The sequence below is a fragment of the Pseudarthrobacter woesei genome (assembly GCF_055412745.1).
The window spans coordinates 448,110-473,063 of the sequence record NZ_JBVAYU010000001.1; the positions used below are offsets into that span (position 1 = coordinate 448,110).

The 24,954-nt window shown below is 66.3% G+C and carries 20 protein-coding genes; 8 read left to right on the forward strand and 12 right to left on the reverse strand.

All coding sequences use genetic code 11. The annotated features are described in order from the left end of the window. Positions 1-24: 24 nt before the first annotated feature. Genes ACZYZE_RS02175 through eat form a run of 4 tightly spaced genes read right to left on the reverse strand, consistent with a single transcriptional unit; the run spans position 25 to position 5,011 of the window. Positions 25-1,398: an aldehyde dehydrogenase family protein gene (locus tag ACZYZE_RS02175; RefSeq protein WP_463905969.1), complete on the reverse strand. Its 1,374-nt coding sequence runs from the start codon at positions 1,396-1,398 to the stop codon at positions 25-27. Then, positions 1,395-2,144, reverse strand: a complete 750-nt coding sequence (locus tag ACZYZE_RS02180) for a gamma-glutamyl-gamma-aminobutyrate hydrolase family protein (protein WP_463905971.1) — start codon at positions 2,142-2,144, stop codon at positions 1,395-1,397. Before ACZYZE_RS02180 ends, ACZYZE_RS02175 begins: the two co-directional genes overlap by 4 nt. Further along, a complete protein-coding gene (locus ACZYZE_RS02185) occupies positions 2,125-3,507 on the reverse strand; it encodes a glutamine synthetase family protein (RefSeq protein ID WP_459317759.1) in 1,383 nt (460 codons plus the stop codon). The genes ACZYZE_RS02180 and ACZYZE_RS02185 overlap by 20 nt, the downstream gene beginning before the upstream one ends. Positions 3,508-3,556: 49 nt before the next feature. After that, entirely contained in the window at positions 3,557-5,011 is a 1,455-nt protein-coding gene (eat, locus tag ACZYZE_RS02190; RefSeq protein WP_463905972.1) for an ethanolamine permease, read from the reverse strand. Between the two features lie 225 nt (positions 5,012-5,236). Between eat and ACZYZE_RS02195 the strand changes: the two genes are divergently transcribed. Next, the gene (locus ACZYZE_RS02195) at positions 5,237-5,956 is read left to right on the forward strand and encodes a FadR/GntR family transcriptional regulator (RefSeq protein ID WP_463905974.1); all 720 of its coding nucleotides are present in this window, start codon (positions 5,237-5,239) and stop codon (positions 5,954-5,956) included. A gap of 71 nt (positions 5,957-6,027) precedes the next feature. Here the strand turns inward: ACZYZE_RS02195 and ACZYZE_RS02200 are convergent, their stop codons facing one another. The 3 genes from ACZYZE_RS02200 to ACZYZE_RS02210 form a co-directional block, all read right to left on the reverse strand. Beyond that, positions 6,028-7,809, reverse strand: coding sequence for a sensor domain-containing diguanylate cyclase (locus ACZYZE_RS02200; protein ID WP_463905975.1), 1,782 nt, complete (start codon positions 7,807-7,809; stop codon positions 6,028-6,030). Positions 7,810-7,875: 66 nt separating this feature from the next. Then, positions 7,876-9,057: an acyl-CoA dehydrogenase family protein gene (locus ACZYZE_RS02205; protein WP_463905977.1), complete on the reverse strand. Its 1,182-nt coding sequence runs from the start codon at positions 9,055-9,057 to the stop codon at positions 7,876-7,878. Between the two features lie 126 nt (positions 9,058-9,183). Continuing rightward, a complete protein-coding gene (locus ACZYZE_RS02210) occupies positions 9,184-10,095 on the reverse strand; it encodes a LysR substrate-binding domain-containing protein (protein ID WP_463905979.1) in 912 nt (303 codons plus the stop codon). 174 nt (positions 10,096-10,269) lie between these two features. Between ACZYZE_RS02210 and ACZYZE_RS02215 the strand changes: the two genes are divergently transcribed. The 7 genes from ACZYZE_RS02215 (at position 10,270) to ACZYZE_RS02245 (ending at position 17,113) form a co-directional block, all read left to right on the forward strand. Beyond that, complete coding sequence (locus ACZYZE_RS02215; RefSeq protein WP_463905980.1) at positions 10,270-11,520, forward strand: CaiB/BaiF CoA transferase family protein; 1,251 nt, start codon at positions 10,270-10,272, stop codon at positions 11,518-11,520. After that, entirely contained in the window at positions 11,513-11,977 is a 465-nt protein-coding gene (locus ACZYZE_RS02220) for an acyl-CoA thioesterase (protein ID WP_459317752.1), read from the forward strand. The genes ACZYZE_RS02215 and ACZYZE_RS02220 overlap by 8 nt, the downstream gene beginning before the upstream one ends. Then, positions 11,974-13,170: an acyl-CoA dehydrogenase family protein gene (locus ACZYZE_RS02225; RefSeq protein WP_463905982.1), complete on the forward strand. Its 1,197-nt coding sequence runs from the start codon at positions 11,974-11,976 to the stop codon at positions 13,168-13,170. The genes ACZYZE_RS02220 and ACZYZE_RS02225 overlap by 4 nt, the downstream gene beginning before the upstream one ends. A gap of 32 nt (positions 13,171-13,202) precedes the next feature. Further along, positions 13,203-13,979 (forward strand): 3-oxoacyl-ACP reductase FabG, encoded by a 777-nt coding sequence (fabG, locus tag ACZYZE_RS02230; RefSeq protein WP_463905984.1) that lies wholly within the window; start codon positions 13,203-13,205, stop codon positions 13,977-13,979. After that, a complete protein-coding gene (locus ACZYZE_RS02235) occupies positions 13,979-15,172 on the forward strand; it encodes a thiolase family protein (protein WP_463905985.1) in 1,194 nt (397 codons plus the stop codon). The genes fabG and ACZYZE_RS02235 overlap by 1 nt, the downstream gene beginning before the upstream one ends. Beyond that, the gene (locus ACZYZE_RS02240; protein WP_463905987.1) at positions 15,172-15,624 is read left to right on the forward strand and encodes a MaoC family dehydratase; all 453 of its coding nucleotides are present in this window, start codon (positions 15,172-15,174) and stop codon (positions 15,622-15,624) included. Before ACZYZE_RS02235 ends, ACZYZE_RS02240 begins: the two co-directional genes overlap by 1 nt. A gap of 112 nt (positions 15,625-15,736) precedes the next feature. Then, positions 15,737-17,113 (forward strand): MFS transporter, encoded by a 1,377-nt coding sequence (locus tag ACZYZE_RS02245; protein ID WP_459317747.1) that lies wholly within the window; start codon positions 15,737-15,739, stop codon positions 17,111-17,113. Between the two features lie 33 nt (positions 17,114-17,146). Here ACZYZE_RS02245 and ACZYZE_RS02250 read toward each other — a convergent pair whose 3' ends face one another. The 5 genes from ACZYZE_RS02250 to kdpA are packed head-to-tail and all read right to left on the reverse strand — an operon-like array spanning position 17,147 to position 24,948. After that, positions 17,147-17,821 carry a response regulator gene (locus tag ACZYZE_RS02250; RefSeq protein ID WP_463905988.1) on the reverse strand — a complete coding sequence of 225 codons (675 nt, stop codon included), beginning with the start codon at positions 17,819-17,821 and terminating at the stop codon, positions 17,147-17,149. Continuing rightward, complete coding sequence (locus ACZYZE_RS02255; RefSeq protein WP_463905990.1) at positions 17,818-20,493, reverse strand: DUF4118 domain-containing protein; 2,676 nt, start codon at positions 20,491-20,493, stop codon at positions 17,818-17,820. The genes ACZYZE_RS02250 and ACZYZE_RS02255 overlap by 4 nt, the downstream gene beginning before the upstream one ends. 12 nt (positions 20,494-20,505) lie before the next feature. Further along, positions 20,506-21,135, reverse strand: coding sequence for a potassium-transporting ATPase subunit KdpC (gene kdpC / locus ACZYZE_RS02260; RefSeq protein ID WP_463905992.1), 630 nt, complete (start codon positions 21,133-21,135; stop codon positions 20,506-20,508). Between the two features lie 10 nt (positions 21,136-21,145). Beyond that, positions 21,146-23,284 carry a potassium-transporting ATPase subunit KdpB gene (kdpB, locus tag ACZYZE_RS02265; RefSeq protein ID WP_463905993.1) on the reverse strand — a complete coding sequence of 713 codons (2,139 nt, stop codon included), beginning with the start codon at positions 23,282-23,284 and terminating at the stop codon, positions 21,146-21,148. Beyond that, a complete protein-coding gene (gene kdpA / locus ACZYZE_RS02270) occupies positions 23,281-24,948 on the reverse strand; it encodes a potassium-transporting ATPase subunit KdpA (RefSeq protein ID WP_463905994.1) in 1,668 nt (555 codons plus the stop codon). Before kdpA ends, kdpB begins: the two co-directional genes overlap by 4 nt. Between the last annotated feature and the right edge of the window lie 6 nt (positions 24,949-24,954).

The window sequence follows — 24,954 nt, forward strand, 5'->3', positions numbered from 1 at the left end:
CGGCGGTGAGAGCCGGGGGATTGTTTAGGCCAGGGACGGCGTGGAAATGAAGACGTTCTTGGTTTCGGTGAAGGAATCGAGGGCGTCGGGCCCGAGCTCACGCCCCAGCCCGGACTGCTTGAAACCGCCGAAGGGCGTGGAGTACCGAACGGACGAGTGCGAGTTAACGGAAAGGTTTCCGGCCTCAACTCCCCTGGCTACGCGCAGCGCGCGGTCCACGCCGGAGGTCCAGATGGAGCCGGAGAGCCCATACTCGGTGTTGTTCGCGATCCGGATCGCATCGGCCTCGTCGGTGAACGGCACCACGGCCACCACCGGGCCGAAGATCTCTTCCGTGAACGACGGCGAGTCCAGATCCGGCGTCAGCACCGTGGGCGGGAACCAGAACCCGGCACCCGCAGGAGCCTGCCCCTGGAAGGCGATGGGGGCGTTGTCCGGCACAAAACCGGCCACCGTTCGGCGCTGCTGGGCCGAGATCAACGGTCCCATTGAGGTGGCTTCATCGGACGGGTCCCCGACAGTTAGCGCTTTGACCACGGGCTCGAGCAGTTCCATGAAACGGTCGTAGACGTTGCGCTGGACCAGGATGCGCGAGCGCGAGCAACAGTCCTGCCCGGCATTGTCGAACGCGCCGCCGGGAGCGGCAGCGGCGGCCAGTTCCAGATCGGCGTCGTCGAACACGATATTCGCGCTCTTGCCGCCGAGCTCCAGTGTCACCCGCTTGACCTGGTCCGCGCAGCCGGCCATGATTTTCTTGCCGACGCCAGTGGATCCGGTGAAGACCACCTTCCTGACGGCGGGGTGGGTAACGAAGCGTTCGCCCACCACGGAGCCCTTGCCGGGTACCACCTGGAAGACACCCTCCGGGATGCCGGCCTCACGGGCCAGCTCAGCCAGACGGATCGCTGTCAAGGGCGTCAACTCGGCGGGCTTGAGCACCACCGTGTTGCCGGCGGCCAGGGCCGGGGCGAAGCCCCACGCGGCGATCGGCATGGGGAAATTCCAGGGAACAATGACCCCCACGACGCCGAGGGGCTCGTGGAAGGTGATGTTTACGCCTCCCGCCACCGGGATCTGCTTGCCGAAGTGACGCTCCGGTGCTGCGGAGTAGTAGGTGAGCACATCGCGGACGTTGCCCGCTTCCCAGCGGGCGTTGCCGATGGTGTGGCCGGCATTGATGACTTCGAGCCGGGCCAGGTTCTCGAGGTCGGCGTCAACCGATGAGGCAAAGCGCCGCAACAGCAGTGAGCGGTCTGCGGGTGCGACTGCCCGCCAGGACTCGAAAGCGCCGGCGGCGCGAGCGATCGCATCATCAACTTCGGCCAGCCCGGCCAGCGCGACCGTCTCGATGACCTCCTCGGTGGAGGGGTTGATGACGTCAAAAGTTGTTGCGGTCATATCGTGGACATCTCATTTCGATTGGCGCGGTAACGACTGGCGGCCTCTACGAAGCCGCGGAACAGCCGCAGGTCTGCCGGGTTTTGTTCCGGATGGAATTGCACACCCAGGACCCAGCCGGAGCCGTCGGCAGCTTCCAGGGCCTGGACGGTTCCATCGGCGGAGGACGCGGTGACGCGCAACGCCGGCGGGACGGTGTCCATGCCTTGGTGGTGGTAGCAGGGTGCCACCGCCGCATCCCCCAGCAGCGACTGGATCAGGCTGCCGGGCGCGGTGGTGAAGGTGGCCTCACCAAACACTCCCGGCGCTGGCTGATAGTTCGCCGCCGGGTTGATGTCCGGGATGTGCTGGTTCAGGCTGCCGTTGAGGGCAACATTCAGAATCTGGGCCCCACGGCAGATCGCAAACAGCGGTAGCCCGCGCTCCATCGCCGCGCGCGTCAAGATCGTGTCGTGTTCATCGCGCAACGGTTGCGACGCTGTCCTGGGGTGCGCGGTGGCTCCGTAGCGCGTGGGATCCACGTCGGGCCCGCCCACGACGATCAGTCCGTCCATGATGTCCAGGACGGTTTCGTCCGTGCCCAGCGGCGGCAGCAGGATCGGTGTGCCGCCTGCTGCCACCACAGCCTCGACGTAGGTGCCTGGAAGGATGGCGGCCGGGGCTTTCCAGACTCCCCACACGGCGTCCTGGTAGTAGCTGGTCAGGGCGATCCGGGGCCTGTAGCGCTCAGAGCCGTTCGAAGCCACGGACACGCTCCCAATCGGTGATGGCGCTCTCATAGGCCTTGATCTCGGTGCCGGCGGCATGGACGTAGTGGTCCACCACGGCATCGCCGAACGCCTTCCGGGCGATGACGCTCTCAGCCAGCAGGTCGCGGGAGTCGCGCAGGTTCGTCGGCAGACGGTCGGCGTCGGAGGAATACGCGCTGCCCTGCATAACAGGGCCCAACGGAAGGCGGTTTTCCAGCCCGTGGATCGCTGCGGCGATTAGCGCGGCCGCGGCCAGATACGGGTTAAGGTCTCCGCCGCCGACGCGCATCTCGGTGCGCAGGCCCCGTCCGTGGCCCACCACCCGCAGGGCGCAGCTGCGGTTGTCCATGCCCCAGGCAATGGCGGTCGGGGCGAAGCTGCCATCGACAAACCGTTTGTACGAGTTGACGTTGGGGGCGAGGAAATATGTGAGCTCCTTCAGGGCATCCAGCTGACCGGCCATGAAGTGCTCCATCGTTGGGCTGAAGCCGTGCTCACCGTCGCCGGGTAGCACGGGATTGCCGTCGAGATCAGTCAGGCTGAAATGGATGTGGCAGGAGTTTCCTTCGCGGGCATCGTACTTGGCCATGAAGCTGATGCTCTTGCCGTACTGGTCCGCGATTTCCTTCGCGCCGTTCTTGTAAAAGGTGTGCTTGTCACAGGCCTTGAGGGCCTCATCGAAGCGGAAGGTGATCTCCTGCTGCCCCAGGTTGCACTCGCCCTTTGATGATTCGACCACCAGGCCGGCCGCTTCCATGTTGGTTCGGATGGACCGGATAACAGGTTCCAGCCGGGCGGTTGCGAGCAGCGAATAGTCAACGTTGTACTGGGTGGAGGCCTCGAGTCCGTGGTAGTTCTTCTGCCACGCCTGACGGTAGGAGTCGTCGAACATCAGGAACTCAAGTTCGGTGCCCATGAAAGCGCGGTAGCCGAGTTTTTCGAGCCGTTCCACCTGGGCGCGCAGGATCTGGCGCGGCGAGGCAACGACGGGGGATTTGTCCGCCCACATCACGTCGCAGAGGACCATGGCGGTTCCCGCTTGCCACGGCACCCGGCGCAGGGTCGAGACGTCCGGCAGCATCATCATGTCGCCGTAGCCGGTTTCCCAGGAGGACATTGCGTAACCGTCAATGGTGTTCATCTCGACGTCGACGGCCAGGAGGTAGTTGCAGCCTTCCGCGCCGTGCTCGAGGACGTCTTCGAGGAACGAACGCGCGCCGCAGCGCTTGCCCTGGAGGCGGCCCAGCGAGTCAGTGATGGCCACGACGACGGTGTCGATGGCGCCGGAGGCGACATCCGCCTGTAGCTCGTCAAGGGTGAGCTGGGTGTTCCGGCCGTTGTCTGGTGATTGTTCAGTCATGGTTGCTCCGCAACGTCGTTTGCAATGGGGTAATAGTGGTCGGGGGCAGCTACTGCTTCAATTCGGCCTCGGCCTGCGCGAGCCGGGCGAATTCCTCGTCCGGGGAACCGGTCACGATGCGGTGGCGGCTGTAGAACCAGTAGTAGGCGATCGCGCCGGCGAAAATGGCCGCCGTGATGGAGGCCGCGTAGACGTCCACCACGAAGGTGGCGACGACGGCGACGGCGGACAGGACGAGGGCCACCGAGGTGGTGGCGATGCCGCCCGGCGTGCGGTAGCCCCGCTCAAGCTCCGGTTCCTTGATTCGCAGCACTATATGGGACAGGTTCAGCAGGACGTAGGACACCGTTGCCCCGAAAACGGCGATGTTGATAAGCAGGGCGCCGTCCTGGGTGATGGCCGCGAGCAGGAACCCGATGGTGCCGGGAACGATCAGGGCCCAATAGGGCGTGCGGCGGGTGCCCGTAAGCGAAAGCCACTTGGGCAGGTACCCGGCGCGGGACAATGCGAAGAGCTGCCGCGAGTACGCGTAGATGATGGAGAAGAAGCTGGCCACGAGTCCGGCAAGTCCCGCGTAGTTGATGAAATCTGCCAGAACCGTGTTTCCACCGTACGCAAGCCGGATTGCCTCGGGCAGCGGGTTGTCGGAGGTGCTCATGGCCTGGGACCCTGCCGCACCGGGAACTAGGACGAGCATCAGGGCGCCGAAGACCACCAGGATCACGACGGCGACGATAATGCCCCGCGGCATGTCTTTCTTGGGGTCCGCCGATTCTTCTGCCGCCAGCGGGACGCCTTCAACGGCGAGGAAGAACCAGATGCCGTAGACAAGGGCGGCCAGGATTCCACCGACGCCCATGGGCAGGAACGCGCTGGAACCGGCGGAGCCGTCAGGCACGATGTCGAACAGCTTGGCCGGGTCGAACTTCGGCAGCAGTCCGATGACAGCGGCGATCAAGGCAACAACAGCAACCGCCGTAATCGCGAACATGATCCTAAGCGCTTCACCGACCCCGCGAAGGTGGATGGCTATGAAGAGGACGTAGGTGGCCAAATAGACCGGCCACGAATTGGTCAGGCCAAAGAGCCCCAAGGCCTCTATGTAGCCGCCGATAAAGGTGGCGATGGCGGCCGGAGCGACGGCGTATTCGATCAGTACGGCAATGCCGGTGGCGAACCCGCCCAGGGGCCCCAGAGCCCGTCGGGCAAAAGCGTATCCGGCCCCGGCGGTGGGCAGGGTGGAGGAGAGTTCCGCGAGGCCGAACACCATGCAGGTGTACATGACGCCCATGAGGATAAACGCGATCAGAAGTCCGCCCCATCCGCCTTGGGCGAGACCGAGATTCCAGCCGGCGAAATCACCGGATATGACGTACGCGACTCCCAGTCCAGCGAGTAGTATCCAGCCGGCGGCGCCGCGCTTAAGTTTGCGCCGTTGAAGGTATTCCGATTCGGTTCCGGTGGCCGAACTCGTCACGCCGGCCTCATCATCTGCTGATTTCATGCGGTTCCCTTGCTATAGGACTGTCATCCGAATTTAAAGGACTGTTATCAGTCCAAGAACACATCTCCCAGTGTGGTGTTGTGGCTCACATCCGTCAAGGATTCTTCGCAAATCCAACGGAAATTTCGTTCGGCTGGAGAATCATTGGTTCCAAACGCCCGCTTTTTCGCTGCCTAAACGTATGATCAGTGAACGTATAGGCTCGCAGACTGCTGGGAGTTGGCCTTGACTGATTTCGCGTTACAACAGCCCTACTCGATGCTGCGGCCCGTCCGCAGTGGAAACGCCTTCGAGGAAACAATCGAGCACATTCTGCAGACGATCAAGCTCGGCATCTTTGCTCCGGCCGACAAACTGCCGCCGGAGCGCGAGCTGGCTGAGCATCTGGGCGTGTCCCGGGCGACCCTCCGGGAAGCACTGGGGGAATTGCAGGCTGCGGGATACCTGGTGGTGAGGCGCGGCCGTTATGGCGGCACGTACGTGTCCGAATCCCAGGTGCGCCCAGAGCTTCGGGGGACCCGGCCACTGGATCGTGCCGAGGTCCACGACGTGCTGATATTCCGTGGAGTGATCGAGCCGGCGGCGAGCGCCCTGGCGGCCGGATCAAACTTATCGGCCGCCGCCCGGGGTCACCTGCGCAGCTGCCTGACCGACGTGGCGGTCGCCACCGAAGCCAGCTACCGGCCGCGGGATGCCCGGTTCCATATCGCAATCGCCGAGCTGACGGGTTCTCCGAGCCTCGTAGGGGCCGTGGCAGAAACCCGGTCCAGGCTCAACGGCTTGCTGGACAGGATCCCGTTCCTTGGCACCAACCTGGAGCACTCCAACGACCAGCACGCTCGGATCGCGGACGCAATCCTTCGCGGCGACGCCCCGGCTGCTGAGCGGGCCACGCTTGAGCACCTGGAGGGAACAGCTTCCCTGCTACGCGGGTTCCTCTCCTGACACCCTCCGCCGTATTGCACGGACACTGCGGCACTCGTGGCCAGGGCCGTGACCGGGAAGTCCGCGTTCGTCTAGGCGCTGCGTTCGGCACGGGCTTCGGCTTCCGCGGCCACGTAGCGCATGGTGCGGTTGCGTCCGGCGTGTTTGGAGGCATAGAGAGCATGGTCGGCGCACGCCAGCAAGGCATGAGTTCCGGCTCCTTGCAGTTCGCAGACACCGGCCGAGACGGTGATGGAGCCCACTTCGTCGAAGGGCTGGGAGGCAACGGCCAGCCGGGCCCGTTCCGCCGCCTGCAGCGCCTCCTCGCCCCCGCTGCCCGGCAGGAGCCAGACGAACTCCTCGCCACCGTAACGCGCGACGATCTCGCCCGGGCGCGCAACCCCACGAAGGCGGGCCGCGACCTCCGCGAGCACCCTGTCCCCGGTCAGATGGCCAAAGGAATCATTGACCGTCTTGAAATGGTCAATGTCCAGGACCACGGCGCTGAGCTTGGTGCCCCGGGCGGCCGCCAGCTCGGTCTCGTGGGCGAGTCGTTCCTCCAGGACACGGCGGTTGGGGAGGCCGCTCAGGACGTCGGTGCTGGCCTGCAGCTCAAGACTCGTGCGGGCCTCGGCATTGCCGATCGCGACTTCCACGAGTTCCGCAAACTGGGCGAGCTGTTCCAGTATGGCCGGGGTGATGTGCGTCTTGGACTTCGAGGTGAGGGCCACGACGCCCCAGAGCGAGCCGGATACCCGGATGGGGGCGGCGGCGGAGGACCGGAAGCCGCCGGCCAGCATTTGCTCTGAGGCGAGCCCGCCGTCCGGGGCGTAAACCACCAGGGCCGGCTTACCCGTGACGGCTACGCGTACGGTTGCCGAGGCATCCGTTGGTGCGAAGATGTGCCGACGGCTCAGGGTCGGCGGGAGGTCCGGCGCCATCGCTATGATTTCAGCCGCGCAGGGGCCGGTGAATCGGACCACCGCCGCCGAGTCCACGTCGAAGATGGAGCGCACAATGGCGGCGACTCGTTCGGCGATGTCCGAAGGGGCGGCGCTGCGGGCGACCGCCGTGGCGATCTCGTGCAACCCGGCCCACGTCTTTTCCTGTCGCAGGCGTTCTGTCACGTCTACGGCGACGACCATGCCGGTGGGATCGCCGTCGGACTGCACCGGACCCGCCGTGAGTCGATACGTGCGATCGCCGATCCGGCGTCTCCACGACACCTCCCGGCCGGCCAGGGCGGCGCGGTAGTGTGGCTCCAGCTCATCCGCGAGGCCGCCCTTCAGGGCATCGTGGATCAGCCGGCCCTCCATCTCGTCCCTGCGGTACCCGAAATTCTCGAGCTCCTGTCCCTCCGCGATGAGATACCGGAGGTCCGAGTCGAAGAGGAGCACGAACACTCCCGGAATACTGCGGGCAAGGGCCCGGTACCGGTCCATGTCGCGTTGCCGGCGCCGTTCCGCGACAACGCGCTCGGTGATGTCCGTGACCAGCACGAAGAAGCCCTGGATTTCGCCGCCTTGCACGTCCGGTACATAGGAGGCCTGGGTGTACCGCGTCTTGCCGGCGGCATCCACCAGGGTCCGGTCAAAGAGTTGTGGCTCCCCGTCGAGTACCTTCGCGATGTACTCCTTATTGGCCGCGTAGAGTTCCTCGCCGAGGAGTTCGCGGATATGGACGCCGTGCATCCGGCCGGGGTCGACGTTGAACCATTCTCCAGAGGCGTCGTTGGCGAGGCGGTTGCGCAGGTCCTTGTCCCAGTACCCCACCATCGCAGGAATGCCGTTGAGCACGGCCCGAAGCTGGGCGGGCACCTCCGGGAGCGGAGACGAATCAGCGCCGTGAACGTTCTGAGCCCTGCGAGTAGTCATTGCCCAAGTATCCACGGCCCGGTTGACGCACAGAAACCGTGGAAGCCAAAGCCGGGCGCGTTCCTCCTAGCGGAACGCGGAGATACCCGTGATGCGCTGGCCGAGGATGAGGGTGTGGACCTCATCCGTGCCCTCATAGGTGCGTACGGATTCGAGGTTGTTGGCGTGCCGCAGCGGCGAGTAGTCCAGGGTGATGCCGTTGCCGCCCAGGATGGTGCGGGCTTCGCGGCAGATCGCGATGGCCTCGCGGACGTTGTTCAGCTTTCCCACGGAGACCTGGACCGGCTCCAGGGCCCCGGCATCCTTCAGTCGACCGGTATGGAGGGCCAGCAGGGTTCCCTTCTGGATCTCCAGGAGCATGTTGACCAGCTTCTCCTGGGTGAGCTGGTAGCCGGCCAAGGGCTTGCCGAACTGCAAGCGGTCTTTGGAGTACGCCAGGGCGGCCTCGTAGGAGTCCCGGGCGGCGCCCATCGCGCCCCAGATGATCCCGTAGCGGGCCTCGTTGAGGCAGGAAAACGGGCCGCTGAGCCCCTTCGCCCCAGGCAGTATCGCCGTTCCCGGCAACCTGACGTCGTCAAGGGCGATGTCGCACTGGATCGAAGCCCGCATGGAGAGCTTCGACCCGATCGGCGTCGCGGTAAACCCGGGAGTGTCCGTGGGTACGATGAACCCGCGAATACCGTCATCGGTAGTGGCCCAGATGACTGCAATCCGGGCCACGGACGCAAGGCCAATCCAGCGCTTGGCACCGTTGATGATCCATCCGCCCTGACCGTCCGGCCTGGCCACGGTTGCCATGCTGGAAGGATCCGAACCCGCAGTGGGTTCGGTGAGTCCGAAGCAGCCAATCATTTCGCCCCGCGCCATCGCCGGCAGGTGCTGGTTCTTCTGTTCCTCCGATCCCCACTTATGGATGGCGGTCATGGCCAGGGATCCCTGGACGCTGACGAACGTGCGCAGACCGGAATCGCCGGCTTCGAGCTCCATCGCGGCAAGGCCGTATTCGACGGCGGTGCGGCCGGGACACCCGTACCCTTTCAGGTGCATGCCAAGGAGGCCGAGTTCTCCCAGTTCAGGCACAAGGTCCAGGGGAAAATGGGCGTCTTCGTACCAGGCGTTGATGTTGGGCCTGATGCGCTCTGTCACAAAACGACGGACTTTGCTGCGGAGTATCAACTCGTCAGGGGTCAGGAGGCTGTCCAGGTTGAGGACGTCATCGTTCAGCAAGGCGGTCGCGGCGGTAGTCACAGGTTTCTCCTGGGGTTGGGGGCGGAAGACTCCGTTGACTCCGGGTAGCCAGCGAGTGCTCACAACTGTGCCAGCCGAATTACTGCAGATCCAATACTAAATAGGACATTAACTGGTACCGAAAAGTCATGAATCAACTGAGAGGCCGGGGGTCGGCAGGACCGTTTCTGAAAGTCGGAGCACTTCCCGCAATGCGGGGCTGCTGTTGTCCTTACGCCAGACCAGCCTCAGCTGAATGGGTTCTGCGGGATCGTCCAGCGGCAGAAACACCACCCCCGGATACTGGAAATTCTCCGGAACGGAGGAGACCGTCAATGCCACCCCGATCTCTGCGGCCACCAGGGCCATCAGGGTCTGGGAATCCGGCGCCACCTGCACTACTTCCGGAGCGTAGCCGGCGCCGTTGGCCAGACGGTGCAGAAAGTCGTGCAGGATGGCTCCGGGGTGCAGGGGAAGCGTGACAAACGGCTGTCCCGCCAGATCGGACATCAGAAGCGAAGGGCGCTGGCTTAGCGGGTGCCCCTCGTGGAGGGCAATGACCAGTCTTTCGTTGGCCACGATACGGGACTCGAGGGATGCCGGGATGAAGTTCCACCGGCCGAGTCCTACTTCCATGGCGCCGCTGTTCACCTTGTCCATAGCCGGCAAGGCGAAATTTGAACTGTAAAGCTGAATTTCGATTCCGGGATGCGTTTCCCGGACGCGCTTGGCGAGTTTGCCAACCATGACGTGCGAGGAAACTCCCGCGAACGCCACCCGCACGAGTCCCGTTTCACCCTTGCCAACGGATGCCACCGCCAGAACGGACCTCCGGCAGGCATCCAGGATGTCCCGTGCGGGTACCAGCAGCGCCTCTCCTGCCGGCGTCAATTGGACGGTCCGGGTGCTGCGGATAAAAAGCGGAGCATTGAGCTCGTGCTCCAACCGCTGGATGGCCCGGCTCAGGGGTGGCTGGGCCATGTGCAGTTTCTTTGCGGCCCTGCCAAAGTGCAGTTCCTCCGCGACGGCCAGGAACGCCCGGATTTGGTGTAATTCCACTGCTTGGCTATCTCCGGACCGGTGAAACGACGTTGTTCATATGCCCAACATACCGAACAGTCCGCAGCCGCCGTTAGTGACCCTAAGGTATCAATTCCACACCAAAAATGTATTGGACGTGTATCAATAGTCTTGCGAAGGTGGGTGATGCAGACCACACACCGGAGGAACTACATGAAACATCCGAACTCTGAAACGGCCGCCGGAGCGGGCCACAGCCCTACCCGCGACGCTGCCGGGCCGGCCGCCGAAATCCTCGGCCGCCCAGGCTCAGGGCCGCTGGCCGGCGTCGTGATCGCGGATTTCAGCCGCGTGCTGGCGGGCCCCTACGCCACCATGCTGCTGGCCGATATGGGCGCCACCGTGATCAAGGTTGAGGGGCCCGAGGGGGATGACACCCGCAGCTACATGCCGCCGGTCCGCGACGGGGAGGCCACATTCTTCCTGTCAGTGAACCGGAATAAGCACTCCATTGCCCTTGACCTGAAGGACCCGGCGGACCTCGAGGTTGCCCGGGATCTGGTGCGCGCTGCGGACGTTATGATCGAAAATTTCAAGCCCGGCAACATGGCACGCCTGGGGTTGGACTACACCGCCGCCACGGAGTTGAAGCCGGATATCATCTATGCCTCCATCACCGGGTTCGGCACCGGGGCCGGCGCGCACATCCCAGGCTATGACCTGCTCGTCCAGGCCATCTCCGGCATGATGAGCCTGACCGGGGACCCGGACACGGAACCCTACCGGGCCGGCATCGCGTTGTTCGACGTCATCACGGGCCTGCACGCCGCCATCGGCATCCTGGGGGCCCTGCATCACAAGACCCGGACCGGCGAGGGCCAGCTGGTGGAACTCAATCTGCTGACCTCGGCCCTTTCCGGCATGGTCAACCAGTCCGCGGCGTATGTGACCGGCGGCGTGGTGCCCGCCCGGATGGGCAACGAACATCCCAGCATGTACCCCTATGCGCCGATGCAGACAGGTGATGGCATGATCATCATCGCGATAGGGAATGACGCCCAGTTTGTCCGGCTCTGCGTGGCCTTGGCCATCCCCGAAATCGCCGCGGACCCGAAGTTCGCCACAACGCTGCGACGCAATGCGCACCGGGATGAACTCCGGGAGATCCTGCACACCACGCTGGCCACGCAGTCCGCCGCGCAGTGGTTCACGCAGCTCTCCGGCGCCGGCCTGCCGTGCGCCCCGATCCAGGACGTGCGCGGCGGCGTCGAGTTTGCTGAACGGCTGGGACTGCAGCCGGTGGTCCTGGCCGGCAGCGGGACGCGGAGGATCCCCACGGTCCGGCACCCCGTGGAGTACTCCCGCACCCCCGTCGACTACCCGCTCGCGCCGCCGGAGCTCAACGAAAGCTCAGAGCTGGTCCGCGACTGGCTGCTCCGGCAGAAAACCCTGGCCCATGCCTGAGCCGTACCGGGCGCGGATCTCCCCGCGCTGGTCGGACCAGGACCTCAACGGCCATGTGAACCACGCCGCCGTCGTGACGCTGCTTGAGGAGTCCCGGATCCAGTGGCGCGCGACGATGCCGGGCCTCCGGACTGTCGCTGTGTCCCCGACAGTGGTGGCCGCCCTCGAGCTGAACTACCGCCGCCCAGTGATCCACGGGGCGGACCTGACGGTCGAACTGACGGTCAGCCGGATCGGCACAAGTTCTTTCACCCTCGAGTGCGCGGCTACCCAGTGCGGCGTGGTTGCCGTGGACGGCCGGACCGTGCTGGTTTCGATCTGGCCGGAGACCGGCACTCCAAGGCCTTTGGCGGAGCAGGAGCGGCGCTGGCTCGCACAGTTCCAGCCCGGGCAATGCCGCACCGACGCACCCGGACCGCAGATTTCCGATCCCACCCCCATGGAGCTGACCCAATGACAACCGAACCGGCCGAACACGGCACCGACTTCTACCTGATGGACGATTTCCTCACCGCCGAGGACCGTGCCCTGCGGCTGAAGGTCCGAAGTTTCGTGGACAAGGACCTGCTTCCGGTCATCAATGGCTACTGGGAACGGGCGGAATTCCCGTTCGAGCTGATCCCCAAGCTCGCGGCCCTCGGCATCGTGGGAGCCACCATCAAGGGCTATGGCTGCCCGGGGCTGAGCCGGCTCGCCGCCGGAATAGTCGCTGCCGAAGTCTCCCGCGGCGATGGCTCCGTCAACACCTTCCTCGGCGTCCAGTCCGGCCTGGCCATGGGCACCATCAACATGCTGGGCAGCGATGAGCAAAAGGAACGATGGCTTCCTTCTATGGCCGTCCTGGCCAAAATCGGTGCCTTCGCCCTGACCGAGCCGGACCACGGCTCCGACTCGGTGGCGCTGGAGACCAGCGCCCGGCGGGAGGGCGACAGCTACATCATTAACGGCCGCAAGCGGTGGATCGGCAATGCCAGCATGGCCGACGTCGTCATCATCTTTGCCCGCGACGAGGAGGACGCCAAGGTCAAGGCCTTTGTTATGGAGCGCAACGATGACGGCAGCTACCCGGCCGGTTATCACACGGAGGTCATCACGGGAAAGATCGGCAAACGCGCCATCCTGCAGCCGGACGTCACCCTGGAAAACCTCCGGGTGCCGGCGGACAACAGGCTCACCGGCTGCCACTCCTTCAAGGACGTCACCCGCGTCCTGACCGCCACCCGCAGCGGTGCGGCCTGGGAGTCCCTGGGCCACGCCATGGCAGCGTACGAGGCGGCGGTGGACTACGCGAAGACCCGCCGGCAGTTCGGCAAACCGATCGGCAGCTTCCAGCTGGTGCAGAACAAACTCGCCAACATGCTCGCCGAGCTGACGGCCATGCAGCTGATCTGCTTCCGGCTGGCCGTCCTGGCCGAGGACGGGCGTATGACCGGTCCCATGGCCTCCCTGGCCAAGATGCATACGGCGCAGAAGGCCCGGTGGATCTGTTCCGAAGCCCGGGACATGCTTGGCGGCAACGGCGTGTTGCTGGAAAACCACGTGGCCAGACACATGACGGACATGGAAGTGGTGTCCACCTACGAGGGCACCGACTCCATCCAGTCCCTGCTTATCGGCCGGGAGATCACCGGCATCTCAGCCTTCGGCTAGATCCGCTACCCAACGCAATCAAAGGAAACACCATGAGCAATTTCACGAACAAAGTGGCAGCCGTCACCGGCGGGGCGCAGGGGATCGGTGCCGCCACCGCCCTGAAGCTGGCCGCCGGGGGCGCCACCGTCGTCGTCCTGGACCTCAACGAGGACGGCGCCAAGGACACCGCGCAGCAGATCTCCGCCCACCCGCAGGTGCTCGCGGCCGGCGGCAGGGCCGTCGCGGCCGTCTGCGATGTCACGGATGAAGCCACCGTGGACCGGGTCTTCGCGGAGCTCCACCGGGAGTTCAGCCGGCTCGACATCCTCGTCAACAACGCCGGCATCACCCGCGACAACCTGTTCTTCAAAATGGAGCGCCCGGACTGGGAATCGGTCCTCACCACCAACCTGACCAGCGCCTACCTCTGTTCCCGGGCCGCGCAGCGGTACATGGTCCCGGCGAAATACGGGAAGATCGTGTCGCTGAGCAGCCGCAGCGCACTGGGTAACCGCGGCCAGGCCAACTACGCCGCCGCGAAGGCCGGCATCCAGGGCCTGACGGCGACGCTCGCCATCGAACTCGGCCCGTTCAACATCACGGTCAACGCCGTGGCCCCCGGCTACATCGCCACCTCGATGACCGCGGCCACCGCCGAGCGCGTCGGCAGCAGCCCGGCCGAACACCAGGAGGCGGTGGCGGCCCGCACGCCGCTGGGCCGGGTGGGCCAGCCCGAGGAAGTGGCGGCCGCCGTCGCCTTCTTCGCCAGCGACGAATCCTCCTATGTCTCCGGGCAGACGCTCTACATCAACGGCGGGGCCCGCTGATGCCCGAGGCATTCCTGGTCGGCGGCGTCCGCACCCCGGTGGGCCGCCACGGCGGCGCGCTCGCTATGGTCCGGCCCGATGACCTGGCCGCACTGGTGCTGCGGGCTGCCGTGGCCCGCGCCGGCGTGGATCCGGCCAGCCTCGACGAGGTCATCCTGGGCTGCGTCAACCAGGCAGGGGAGGACAACCGGAATGTCGCCCGGATGGCGGTGCTGCTCGCCGGCTTGCCCGACGCAGTCCCGGCCGTCACGGTCAACCGGCTCTGCGCCTCCGGCCTGACCGCCATCACGATGGCAGCGCAGGCGGTGCGCAACGGCGACGCCGACCTTGTGGTCGCCGGCGGCGTCGAATCCATGACGCGGGCGCCGTGGGTGCTGGCCAAACCGGAAAAGCCGTTTGCTGGGCCGGGGGAACTTGCGGACACCTCGATTGGTGCACGGTTCGTGAACCCGCGGATGGACGCCAGCGCCCGGTTCTCGATGCCCGAAACTGCCGAAGAAGTGGCCGGCCGTGAAGGGATCTCCCGCGTCGACGCGGACAGCTTCGCGCTGCGCTCGCACGAACTGGCCCTGGCCGCAATCGATGCGGGCCGCTTCAGGGACGAAATCGTCCCCGTCCCGGTCACCGGCCGGCGCGGGGACGTATCGATCGTGGACACCGACGAGGGGCCGCGGCGCGGGTCAACGGCCGAGGCGCTGGCCGGTCTGCGGCCGATCGTGAAGCCCGGCGGGATCGTGACCGCCGGTAACTCCAGTTCCCTCAACGACGGCGCCTCCGCCGTGGTGGTGGCCAGCGGCGAGGCCGTTGCCCGCTGGGGTCTGACGCCGCGGGCCCGGATCGTGACCAGCCAGGCGGCCGGGGTCGCCCCGGACGTCATGGGCATCGGCCCGGTGCCGGCTACGCGGAAGGCCCTGGCGAAGGCCGGCTGGAGCCTGGACGGCCTGGGCGCCGTCGAACTCAACGAAGCTTTCGCCGCGCAGTCGCTGGCCTGCATGCGGCTGCTGGGGCTGGATCAGGGCACTGTCAACAATGACGGCGGTGCGATCGCCCTGGGCCATCCGCTGGGATCATCCGGTTCCCGGATCGTCGTCACGCTGCTGGGCCGGATGGAACGCGAAAACGCCGCCCGCGGCCTGGCCACGATGTGCGTGGGCCTGGGCCAAGGCGTCGCGATGCTGCTGGAGAGGGTCTGATGAGGCTGTTCGAAAACGTCGCCGAGCTGGAGTGCCTGACAGGACAGGAAATTGGGGTGAGCGGCTGGCATCGGCTGGAGCAATCCCAGATCCAGGCATTTGCTGACGCCACCCTGGACCAGCAGTGGATCCACACCGATCCGGAGCGGGCCGCCAGCGGCCCCTTCGGCACCACCGTGGCCCATGGCTACCTGAGCCTGTCGATGCTCCCGCACCTGGCCGGACAGGTATACCGGGTCCATGGCGCGGCAGCGATCATCAACTACGGCCTGGACAAGGTCAGGTTCCCGGCCCCGGCCAGGGCCGGTTCCCGTATCCGGGACCGGCTGACGCTGACCTCGGTGACCGGGACCGCCAACGGCCAGCAGCTGAGGGTCCTGCACCGGATCGAGCTGGAGGGCTCCGAGAAGCCGGCCTGCATCGCCGAGACCGTGTCCCTCGTGAGGTTCTGAGGGACGACGGCAGGGTCCGCGCCCCACCACAGCATTAACTGCACCAACACCATCCGAACAATGACGTTGCGGCTGAGCCGGCTTTGCTGGCTCCTCACTAGGGAGACACTCCGTGGTTACTGAAAACATGAACGTGAAATACGCAGAGGCGGGGCCAAAGAACGCCGCGGCCGATCCGGAGGTCTCGCCCGCGGAACTGCGCCGAACCTCGATCTCATCCTGGCTCGGCTCGGCGCTGGAATACATGGACTTTACGCTCTACACGCTGGCGGCCGCACTGGTCTTCGGGCCGCTGTTCTTCCCGAACACAGACCCGGCGATGGCCCTGCTGGCCAGCTTCGCCGCCTATGGTTCCGGGTTCCTCGTCAGGCCGCTCGGTGGCATCTACTTCGGATATGTGGGGGACAAGTACGGCCGCAAATCCGTCCTCGTCATCACCGTAGGCATGATGGGGGTCGCCACCCTCGGGATGGGTCTGCTGCCCACGTATGCCCAGATTGGCGTCGCTGCCCCCGTCCTGCTGGTCCTGCTGCGTCTCATCCAAGGCTTCGGCGCCGGCGCCGAACTTTCAGGTGCCTCGCTCCTGCTCGTGGAGTCGGCGCCCAGCGGACGCCGCGGCTTCTACGGCGCGGTGGTGGCCCTGGGGACCGCAACGGGGGTGCTCCTGGCCAGCGCCCTGTGGCTTCTGATGTCGCAACTGCCGAAGGAAGAGTTCCTGAGCTGGGGCTGGCGCGTCCCGTTCCTGCTGAGCATCGCCACCACCCTCGTCGCGTTGTACCTGCGGCGAAGCGTCAGCGAATCGCCGGTCTTCGAGGTCATCAAGCAGCGCCGGGCCGCGGCCAGCGCCGGAGCGAAGCAGCAAAGCGTGTGGCGCGATGCTGCGGATGCCAGGAAGCCGTTCCTGGTGTCCCTGGGTATCAAGCTGGGGGAGAACGGCTCGGTCTACCTCGTCAAGGGCTTCCTCATCGGATGGACCGTGTCCGTGGTAAAGATGGACGCCAACCTCGTCACCGCCGGCGTGACGCTGGGCTCCATCCTGGGGATGGCCACCGTCCTGCTGACCGGCAAGCTCACCGACAGGTTCGGCCGCAGAATAGTGTGGCTGTGGCTCTCCGCATTCCAGTTCGCTTTCACCATTCCCGCGATGCTCCTGATCGAAACGCGGAATCCTGTCCTGGTGGCTCTGGTGTTCGTCATCTACATTGGCGGCCCGATTCCCAACATGTATGGAGTGGAGTCCACGTGGCTCGTGGAAATGTTCGGTTCCAAGCGACGGTTCTCCTTCATGACCACGGTCAAGGAGGTGGGCGCTGTCCTCTCCGGCGGACTGGGCCCGATCCTGGCCGCCGCGGTGGTGGCCGCAACGGGACCGGGGTGGATCCCGGTGGCAGTGATCCTGATGAGCTACGCAGCCATCGGGTGGGTGGCCGGGTTCTTCGCACCTGAAACCCGGGGCCGGGACCTGAACGCCGAGGCGGACGCCTGCTGACGCCACCCGCAGCGGGCCGGACCACAGAAACCGTCAGGGCAGGAAACGGTAACCGATGCCGGCCTCTGTCATCAGATGGCGCGGGTTGCCGGTGTCCGGTTCGAGCTTGCGCCGTAGCTGGGCCATGTAGACGCGGAGATAGTTGGTCTCCTTGGCGTACGCGGGCCCCCACACCTCGGACAGCAGTTGCTGCTGGGTGACCAGCTTTTCGGGATTCCGGACCAGCACCTCCAGAATGTTCCACTCTGTGGGAGTCAGCCGGACGTCCTGGCCGTCCCGCGTGACGCGGTGTTTGCCGAGGTCCACGGTGAAAGCATCGGTGGTGACCACCGGGGAGTCTTCCGCGCCAACGCTGCGCCGCAGCAGCGCGCGGAGCCGTGCCAGGAGTTCATCCAGCCCGAAGGGCTTGGTGATGTAGTCGTCGGCGCCGGCGTCGAGGGCCTCCACCTTGTCCTCGGACCCATGCCGGGCCGACAGCACAAGGACAGGTACCTGGCTCCAGGCGCGCAGTTCTCGGATGACACTGGTCCCGTCCATGTCCGGCAGGCCAAGGTCCAGGATGATCAATGCCAGCGGGTTCTGGGACGCCGCCAGCAGGGCCGAGTGTCCGTCGGACGCAGTGGTGACGGCGTAGCCGTGGGCCTGCAGCGTGATCCGGAGAGCCCTCAACAGGTGCGGGTCGTCGTCGACCACGAGGACGGCCGTCATCCTGCGTCCGGTCCGGGCGCGAGCGGAATTGTGTGACGCCGGCGGTCCAGCACCGTCTGCGGCTCGAGCGGCGCCTGGCGGCGGCGCGGTTCAAACGGCGTACCGGTGGACAGCGGAAGCCGGATGACCATGGTCAATCCGCCGCCCGGGGTCGCTTCGGCGGTCAGGCTTCCACCCATGGCGTCCGTGAAACCCTTTGCCACCGCCAGTCCGAGTCCGATGCCGGTGGCCTGTGGGGCATCGTCGAGCCGCTGGAATGGCCGGAACATTTCGACCACCCTCTCCGCGGGGACACCCCGGCCATGGTCGATGATGCGCAGCTCGCCAGCCGGGCGTCCGTCCAGGGTCGCCGGGCTCAGCCCGCCGGCCGACCCGACGAGGACGATGTCCGAATCGGGGGCATACTTCACGGCGTTTTCGACGATGTTCGCAATCACACGCTCCAGCATGCCGGGGTCGGCGTCGATTTCCGGCATATTGGCGGGCAGGTCCGCCCGGACCCGGCCCTCGGGGACGGCGCTCAGGGCTTCCGGGATTACTTCGTACCAACGCACGGGTCTCAGCAGGGGATTGACGGCATCCGAGGTGATCCGGGACATGTCCAGCAGATTGCCCACCAGCGTATCCAGCCGGTCCGAGCACTCCTCGATGGTAGCCAGCAACTCCTGCTCCTCTTCCCTGGTGTAACGCACATCGCCCTGGCGCAGGCCGCCGACGGCGAGCTTGATGCCGGCCAGCGGAGTACGGAGGTCGTGGGACACGGCACGAAGGATGGACGTGCGCATCGTGTTGCTCTCGGCCAGGCGCAGCATTTCCCTCCGGCTGGCCACCAGTTGCTGGCGTTCGAGCTGGGCCGCCAGATGGACCCCGAAGGCCCCGAGGAGACGCCGGTCGCTCGCGGGCAGAATCCGGCCAGACAGCACCAGGCGCGTGGACGCATCGATCTCTTCGACGTTGTCCCCCTCCGCGGCGTCACCCCGGTCCGCCCTGGCCGCGGCGGGATTCTCACCCGCGGCGGCCAGCAACCGCCACTGCCGGCCGTTGACCGCGTTTCCGGCGGTGCCGGCGCCATCGGCGAGGCTGAACAGGGCGGCGCCGCGGACCTGGAAGACACCCAGCGACTGTTCCAGCAGCGCCCGGACCGTATCGTCGGACCGGGCGGCGCCGCGGGTCAGATCGCCAAGGGTCGTGGCCTCGGCGCGGGCGTGGGCGGCCTCCTTGGAACGCCGGGCCGAAAGATCGACGACGACGGCGACGGCCGCGGACACGCCGACAAACACGAGCAGCGCAAGGTAGTTCTGCGGATCGCTGATGGTCAGGGTGCCCACCGGCGGGGTAGAGAAATAGTTCACCAGGAGGCTGCTCCAGAGCGCGGCGAGGATGGCCGGCCACAGCCCGCCGACCAGGGCCACGGCGACTGACCCGCTCAGCTGGACCAGCATGGCAGTGGCCACGTTCTGCTCCGGGTTCAGGGCCAGCAGGAGGAACTGCAGGCCGGCCGGGAGCGCCACGGCCAGAGCGAGCCCCACCGCCACCCGCACGCGGCCCAGATCTCGTTGCCGGGACGGGCGGGTGCCGCGTCCGCCGAGCGGGTGGGACACCATGTGGACGTCGATGTCGCCGGAATCACGGACCACCCTGGTGCCGACCCCGCCGCCGAGCAGGCTTCCCAGCAGCCCGGCGACCTTCTTCCGCCGCGAGATGCCGACAACGATCTGGGTGGCGTTGACGCTTCGGGCGAAGTCCAGGAGGGCCCCGGCCGGATCCTCGCCGGCCACGATGTGGTAGCTGCCCCCCAGATCCTGGATCAGATGACGCTGGGATTCCAGTGCCTGGGGTGACTCGCCGGCAACACCGTCCGCCGCGCGGACGTGCACGGCCAGCAGGTCCCCGCCGTTGACACGGTTGAGGATCCTTGCGCCCCGGCGGATCAGGACCTCCCCCTCGGGGCCGCCGGTCAGCCCCACCACGATGCGCTCACGGGCCGGCCAGCTGTCTTCGATGCCGTTTTCGGCCCGGTACCTGGCCAGGCCTTCGTCCACGCGGTCGGCCAGCCACAGCAGCGCGAGTTCCCGCAGCGCCGTCAGGTTGCCCAGACGGAAGTAGTTCGAGAGGGCGGCGTCGATCTTTTCGGCGGCGTAGATCTTGCCGTCGCCCAGCCGCTGGCGTAGCAGCTCGGGGGAGATGTCCACGAGGTGGATCTGATCCGCCCGGCGGACGACGTCATCCGGGACGGTCTCCGCCTGGTGGACATCGGTGATGGCGCTGACGACGTCCCCCAGGGACGCCAGATGCTGGATGTTGACGGTGGAGAGGACGTTGATGCCGGCGTCGAGCAGTTCGTCGACGTCCTGCCATCGTTTGGGATGGCGGCTGCCGGGGATGTTGGAGTGGGCGTATTCGTCCACGATGGCGATCCCCGGCGCCCGGGCCAGGACAGCCGCTAGGTCCATCTCCTCAAACTCCGTGCCCCGGTAGGGCAGGCGACTGGCCGGGATGACTTCGAGCCCGTCCAGCAGTGCCCTCGTCTCGCTGCGCCCGTGGTCCAGGGCGAACGCGACGACGACGTCCTCGCCGCGTTTGCCGAGCCTGTGCGCTTCTTCGAGCATCTCGTAGGTCTTGCCGACGCCCGGTGCGGCCCCCAGGAAGATTCGCAGCGTTCCACGTGCCATGCCGTCATTCTCTCATTTGGATTGTGTAGCTTGCGACGGCCGCGTTTCTGCGGCCACGGCGAGGTTGAGGGTTGTTACGTTGACCGAGGGCTGGCCCAGGAAGGCGACCAGTCCGCTGCTGGTGTGCCGTTCCACCAGTGACGCCACCATTTCGGTGCTGAGTCCGTGGGCCGCGGCCACCCGGGAAAGCTGCAGCCTGGCGTATTCCGGCGAGATGTCCGGGTCCAGTCCGGAACCGCTGGCGGTCACGGCGTCGGCCGGTACCTCAGCCTCGCCGACGCCTTCGGCCGCCGCGACGGCAGCCCGGTTGGCGGTGACGGCGTCGAGCAGCTTGGGTTCGTTGGGGCCGAGGTTGCTGGCCGAGGACGATGCCGGGTCCCACATCGCGGCCGAAGGCCGGGCGTGGAACCACCGCGGATCCTGTACGCCGTCCTCATCGGCGGCGGCCTGGGCGATCAGGGCGGACGCGGCCGGGTTGCCGCCGTCGTCCTTGATAATCGAGCCGTTCGCCTGGTACGGGGCGATCAACTGTCCGACGCCGAAAACGGCCAGGGGGTAGGCCAGGCCGAGGACCAGCGTGGCGATGATGAGGAAGCGCAGGGCGGTTCCTGCCTGGCGGAGGTAGCCGGTGAGTATGTTCATGGGGACGTTCCTAGCCGATTCCGGGAATGAGGGAGATCATCAGGTCGATGATTTTGATGCCGACGAACGGGGCGATAAGCCCGCCGAGCCCGTAGACCAGCAGGTTCCGCGCCAGCGCCTGGTTAGCTGAGACGGCACGGTACTTCACGCCGCGGAGCGCGAGCGGCACCAGGGCGACGATGATCAGGGCGTTGAAGATCACCGCGGACAGGATGGCCGAGGCAGGCGTCGCCAGGCCCATGATGTTGAGCAGCCCCAGCCCCGGGAAAGTCGCGGTGAACAGGGCCGGAACGATCGCGAAGTACTTCGCGACGTCATTGGCCACGGAGAAAGTGGTCAGCGCGCCACGGGTGATGAGCAGCTGCTTGCCGATGCCCACGATGTTGATGAGCTTGGTCGGGTCGGAGTCAAGGTCCACCATGTTGGCGGCTTCCTTGGCTGCCGGGGTGCCGGAGTTCATCGCGACCCCGACGTCCGCCGCGGCCAGGGCGGGCGCGTCGTTGGTGCCGTCACCGGTCATGGCCACGAGCCGTCCTTGGGCCTGTTCCTTTTTGATGACGGCGAGCTTGTCCTCGGGAGTGGCTTCGGCCAGGAAGTCGTCGACCCCGGCTTCGGCGGCGATCGCCGCCGCCGTGATGGGGTTATCTCCTGTGATCATGACGGTCCGGATGCCCATTTTCCGCAGTTCGGCGAACCGGGCGCTCATTCCGGGTTTCACCACGTCGGCCAGGTGGATGGCCCCGAGCACCTCGGCGCCCCCGTCTTCCACAGCCCGGGCGACGAGCAGCGGGGTGCCGCCCTGGGCTGCGATTTCCTCGACCCTGCGGACCATGTCCGCCGGGGTGTGTCCGCCGCGTTCGGCCACGAAGGACGACACCGCGGACGCGGCGCCCTTGCGGATTTGCGTACCGTCCAGGTCCAGTCCGCTCATCCGGGTGCTGGCGCTGAATTCCACCACGGCGAACTCGCCGGTGACCTTCCGGAGCTCGGCAAGGCCCTGGCCCGCAACGCCCTTTTCCGCGGCAAGGTCGGCGATGGAGCGTCCCTCCGGGGTTTCATCGGCGAGGCTGGAGAGCCGTGCCGCCTCGGCGAGGGTGTTGTGGCTGACGCCGTCGGCGGGCAGGAAACTGACTGCGCGCCGGTTGCCATAGGTAATGGTGCCGGTCTTGTCCAGCAGCAGCGTGGTGATGTCGCCTGCGGTTTCCACGGCGCGGCCGGAGGTGGCCAGGACGTTGTGCTGGACCAGGCGGTCCATGCCGGCGATGCCGATCGCCGGCACCAGGGCCCCAATCGTGGTGGGAATCAGGCAGACCAGCAGCGCCACCAGCACGATCGGCGAGGGCGTAGCCCCTGCCAGGGAGGCAAAGGGGGCCAGGGACATGGTGACGACCAGGAACACGATGGTCAGGGACACCAGCAGCACGTGAAGTGCGATTTCATTGGGCGTCTTCTGCCGTACCGCGCCCTCGACCAGTTTGATCATCCGGTCGATGAACGTCTCACCCGGTTCGGCGGTGATGCGGATGACGATCCGGTCCGAGAGCACCCTGGTGCCGCCGGTAACCGAGGACCGGTCCCCGCCGGATTCGCGGATCACCGGCGCCGATTCACCGGTGATCGTGGATTCGTCAACGCTCGCCAGGCCCTCGATGATTTCGCCGTCGGAGGGGATCACGTCCCCGGCCTCGCAGATGACGAGGTCACCCCGCCGCAGGTCGGTGCCCGGCACCTCCGAGGTGGTGCCGTCCGGCTGCCGGAGTTTGGCTTGTACTCCCGTCCGGCTGGCGCGCAGGCTGTCGGCCTGGGCCTTGCCGCGGCCCTCGGCGATTGACTCCGACAGGGTTCCGAACAGGACGGTGAGCCACAGCCACACGGTGATGGCGATGCTGAATACCGAGGGCCGGACCAGGCAGATCGCTGTGCACAGCACAGCGCCGACCAGGACCGTGAACATGACCGGGGAGTGGATCATCTGGCGCGGGGAGAGCTTGCGGACGGCGAGCGGCAGGGCGGCGGCGACGGACGATGGCGTCAGCTTCGCCGGGGCCTTGATGTGGTGCTTGTGTTCGCCGGGCGTGCCGAGGGGATTGCCGTCGACAAAGGTGGCGGCGGCCGCGTCCGTGGCTGATGCCGTGCTGGACCGGGTCATTTGAGAAGTCCTTCTGCGAGGGGCCCCAGGGCAAGGGCCGGAAAGTAGCTAAGGGCGGTCAGGATCACGGTCACGCCCAGCAGCAGCGAACCGAAGAGCGGCCCGTGGGTGGGGACGGTGCCGGCGGAGGCGGGGATCTTGCCCTGCCTGGCCAGGGATCCGGCCATGGCGAGGACCAGGGCGATCGGCAGGAACCGGCCAAGCAGCATGGCCAGGCCCAGCAGGACCGACAGGTAGGGTCCCGAGCTCGTGATGCCGCCGAACGCGGAACCGTTGTTGTTGGCTCCGGATGTGAAGGCGTACAGCACTTCGCTGAACTGGTGGGGTCCAGACGCCGGGGCATTGGCCATGATCTCCGGCAGCAGGACGGTGAGGCCCGACAGGACCAGCACCACGGTCGGGGTGATAAGGATATACAGGGCCGCGAGCTTCATTTCCGTGGGACCGATTTTCTTGCCCAGGTACTCCGGGGTTCGCCCGACCATAAGCCCGGCGATGAAGACGGAGATGATGGACAGGATCAGCATGCCGTAGAGCCCGGAACCGGTTCCGCCGGGGGCCACCTCGCCGAGCATCATGTTTACCATGGCGGTTCCGCCGGCCAGCGGCGGCAGGGAATCATGGGCGACGTTGACGGCACCGGTGGAGGTGAGGGTGGTGGACGCGGCAAAGATCGCGCTGGGGGCTGCGCCGAAGCGTTGCTCGAAGCCTTCACCGAGTCCGCCTGCGGCCGCGGTCGCCGTTCCTTGGGCGGCGCCGACGGCCCAGCCCGTCAGCGCCGTGGAGGTCAGCCACAGGGTGCCCATGACTGCGGCCACCGTGAAGCCCTGCTTCTGGTCCCTGACCATCCGGCCGTAGGCGTAGGGCAGGGCTGACGGGATGAGCAGGATCAGGAACACCTGGAAGAGGCTGATGAACGCGTTCGGGTTCTCAAAAGGATGGGCGGAGTTGGCGTTGAAGTAGCCGCCTCCGTTGGTGCCGAGCACCTTGATCGCCTCCTGGGATGCTACCGGTCCGCCGGGAATGACCTGCGCTACACCGGTGGCCTGGTTCGCCACGTCGGCGGACCAGAAGTTCTGGACAACCCCGCCGAGGACCATCACGATTGCGCCGACAAAAGCGATCGGGAGCAGTACGCGGAAAGACGTGCGGGTCACATCGACCCAAAAGTTGCCGAGCCGTTCCGTTTTGACCCGCACGATGCCCCGGATGAGGGCGACCGCGACGACGATTCCAACGGCGGCGGAGAGGAAGTTCTGCACCGCCAGCAGGGTCATCTGCACGAAGATGCCGACAGTGGTCTCCGGTACGTAGGTCTGCCAGTTGGTGTTGGTAACGAAGGAAATGGCCGTGTTTATGGCCACCCACGGGTCAACGCCGGTCAGTGACCCGGCGCCGGGCAGGAGATCCTGGAGGCGCTGGAGGCCGAACACGAGGAGGATGGACACGGCGGAAAACGCCAGGACGCTGCGGAGGTACACCGGCCAGGTCTGGTCCGCGCCGGCGTCGATTCCGGCGAGCCGGTAAAAGAGGCGCTCCGGCCGGCTGGACCCCTGGCCCTCGAAGACGCGGGCCAGGTAGAGGCCCAGGGGCTTGTGCAGGGCAGCCAGGACAAGGAGGAGGGCCGCCACCTGGACGACAAATGATGCGGTGTTGAATGTCATTGTCTG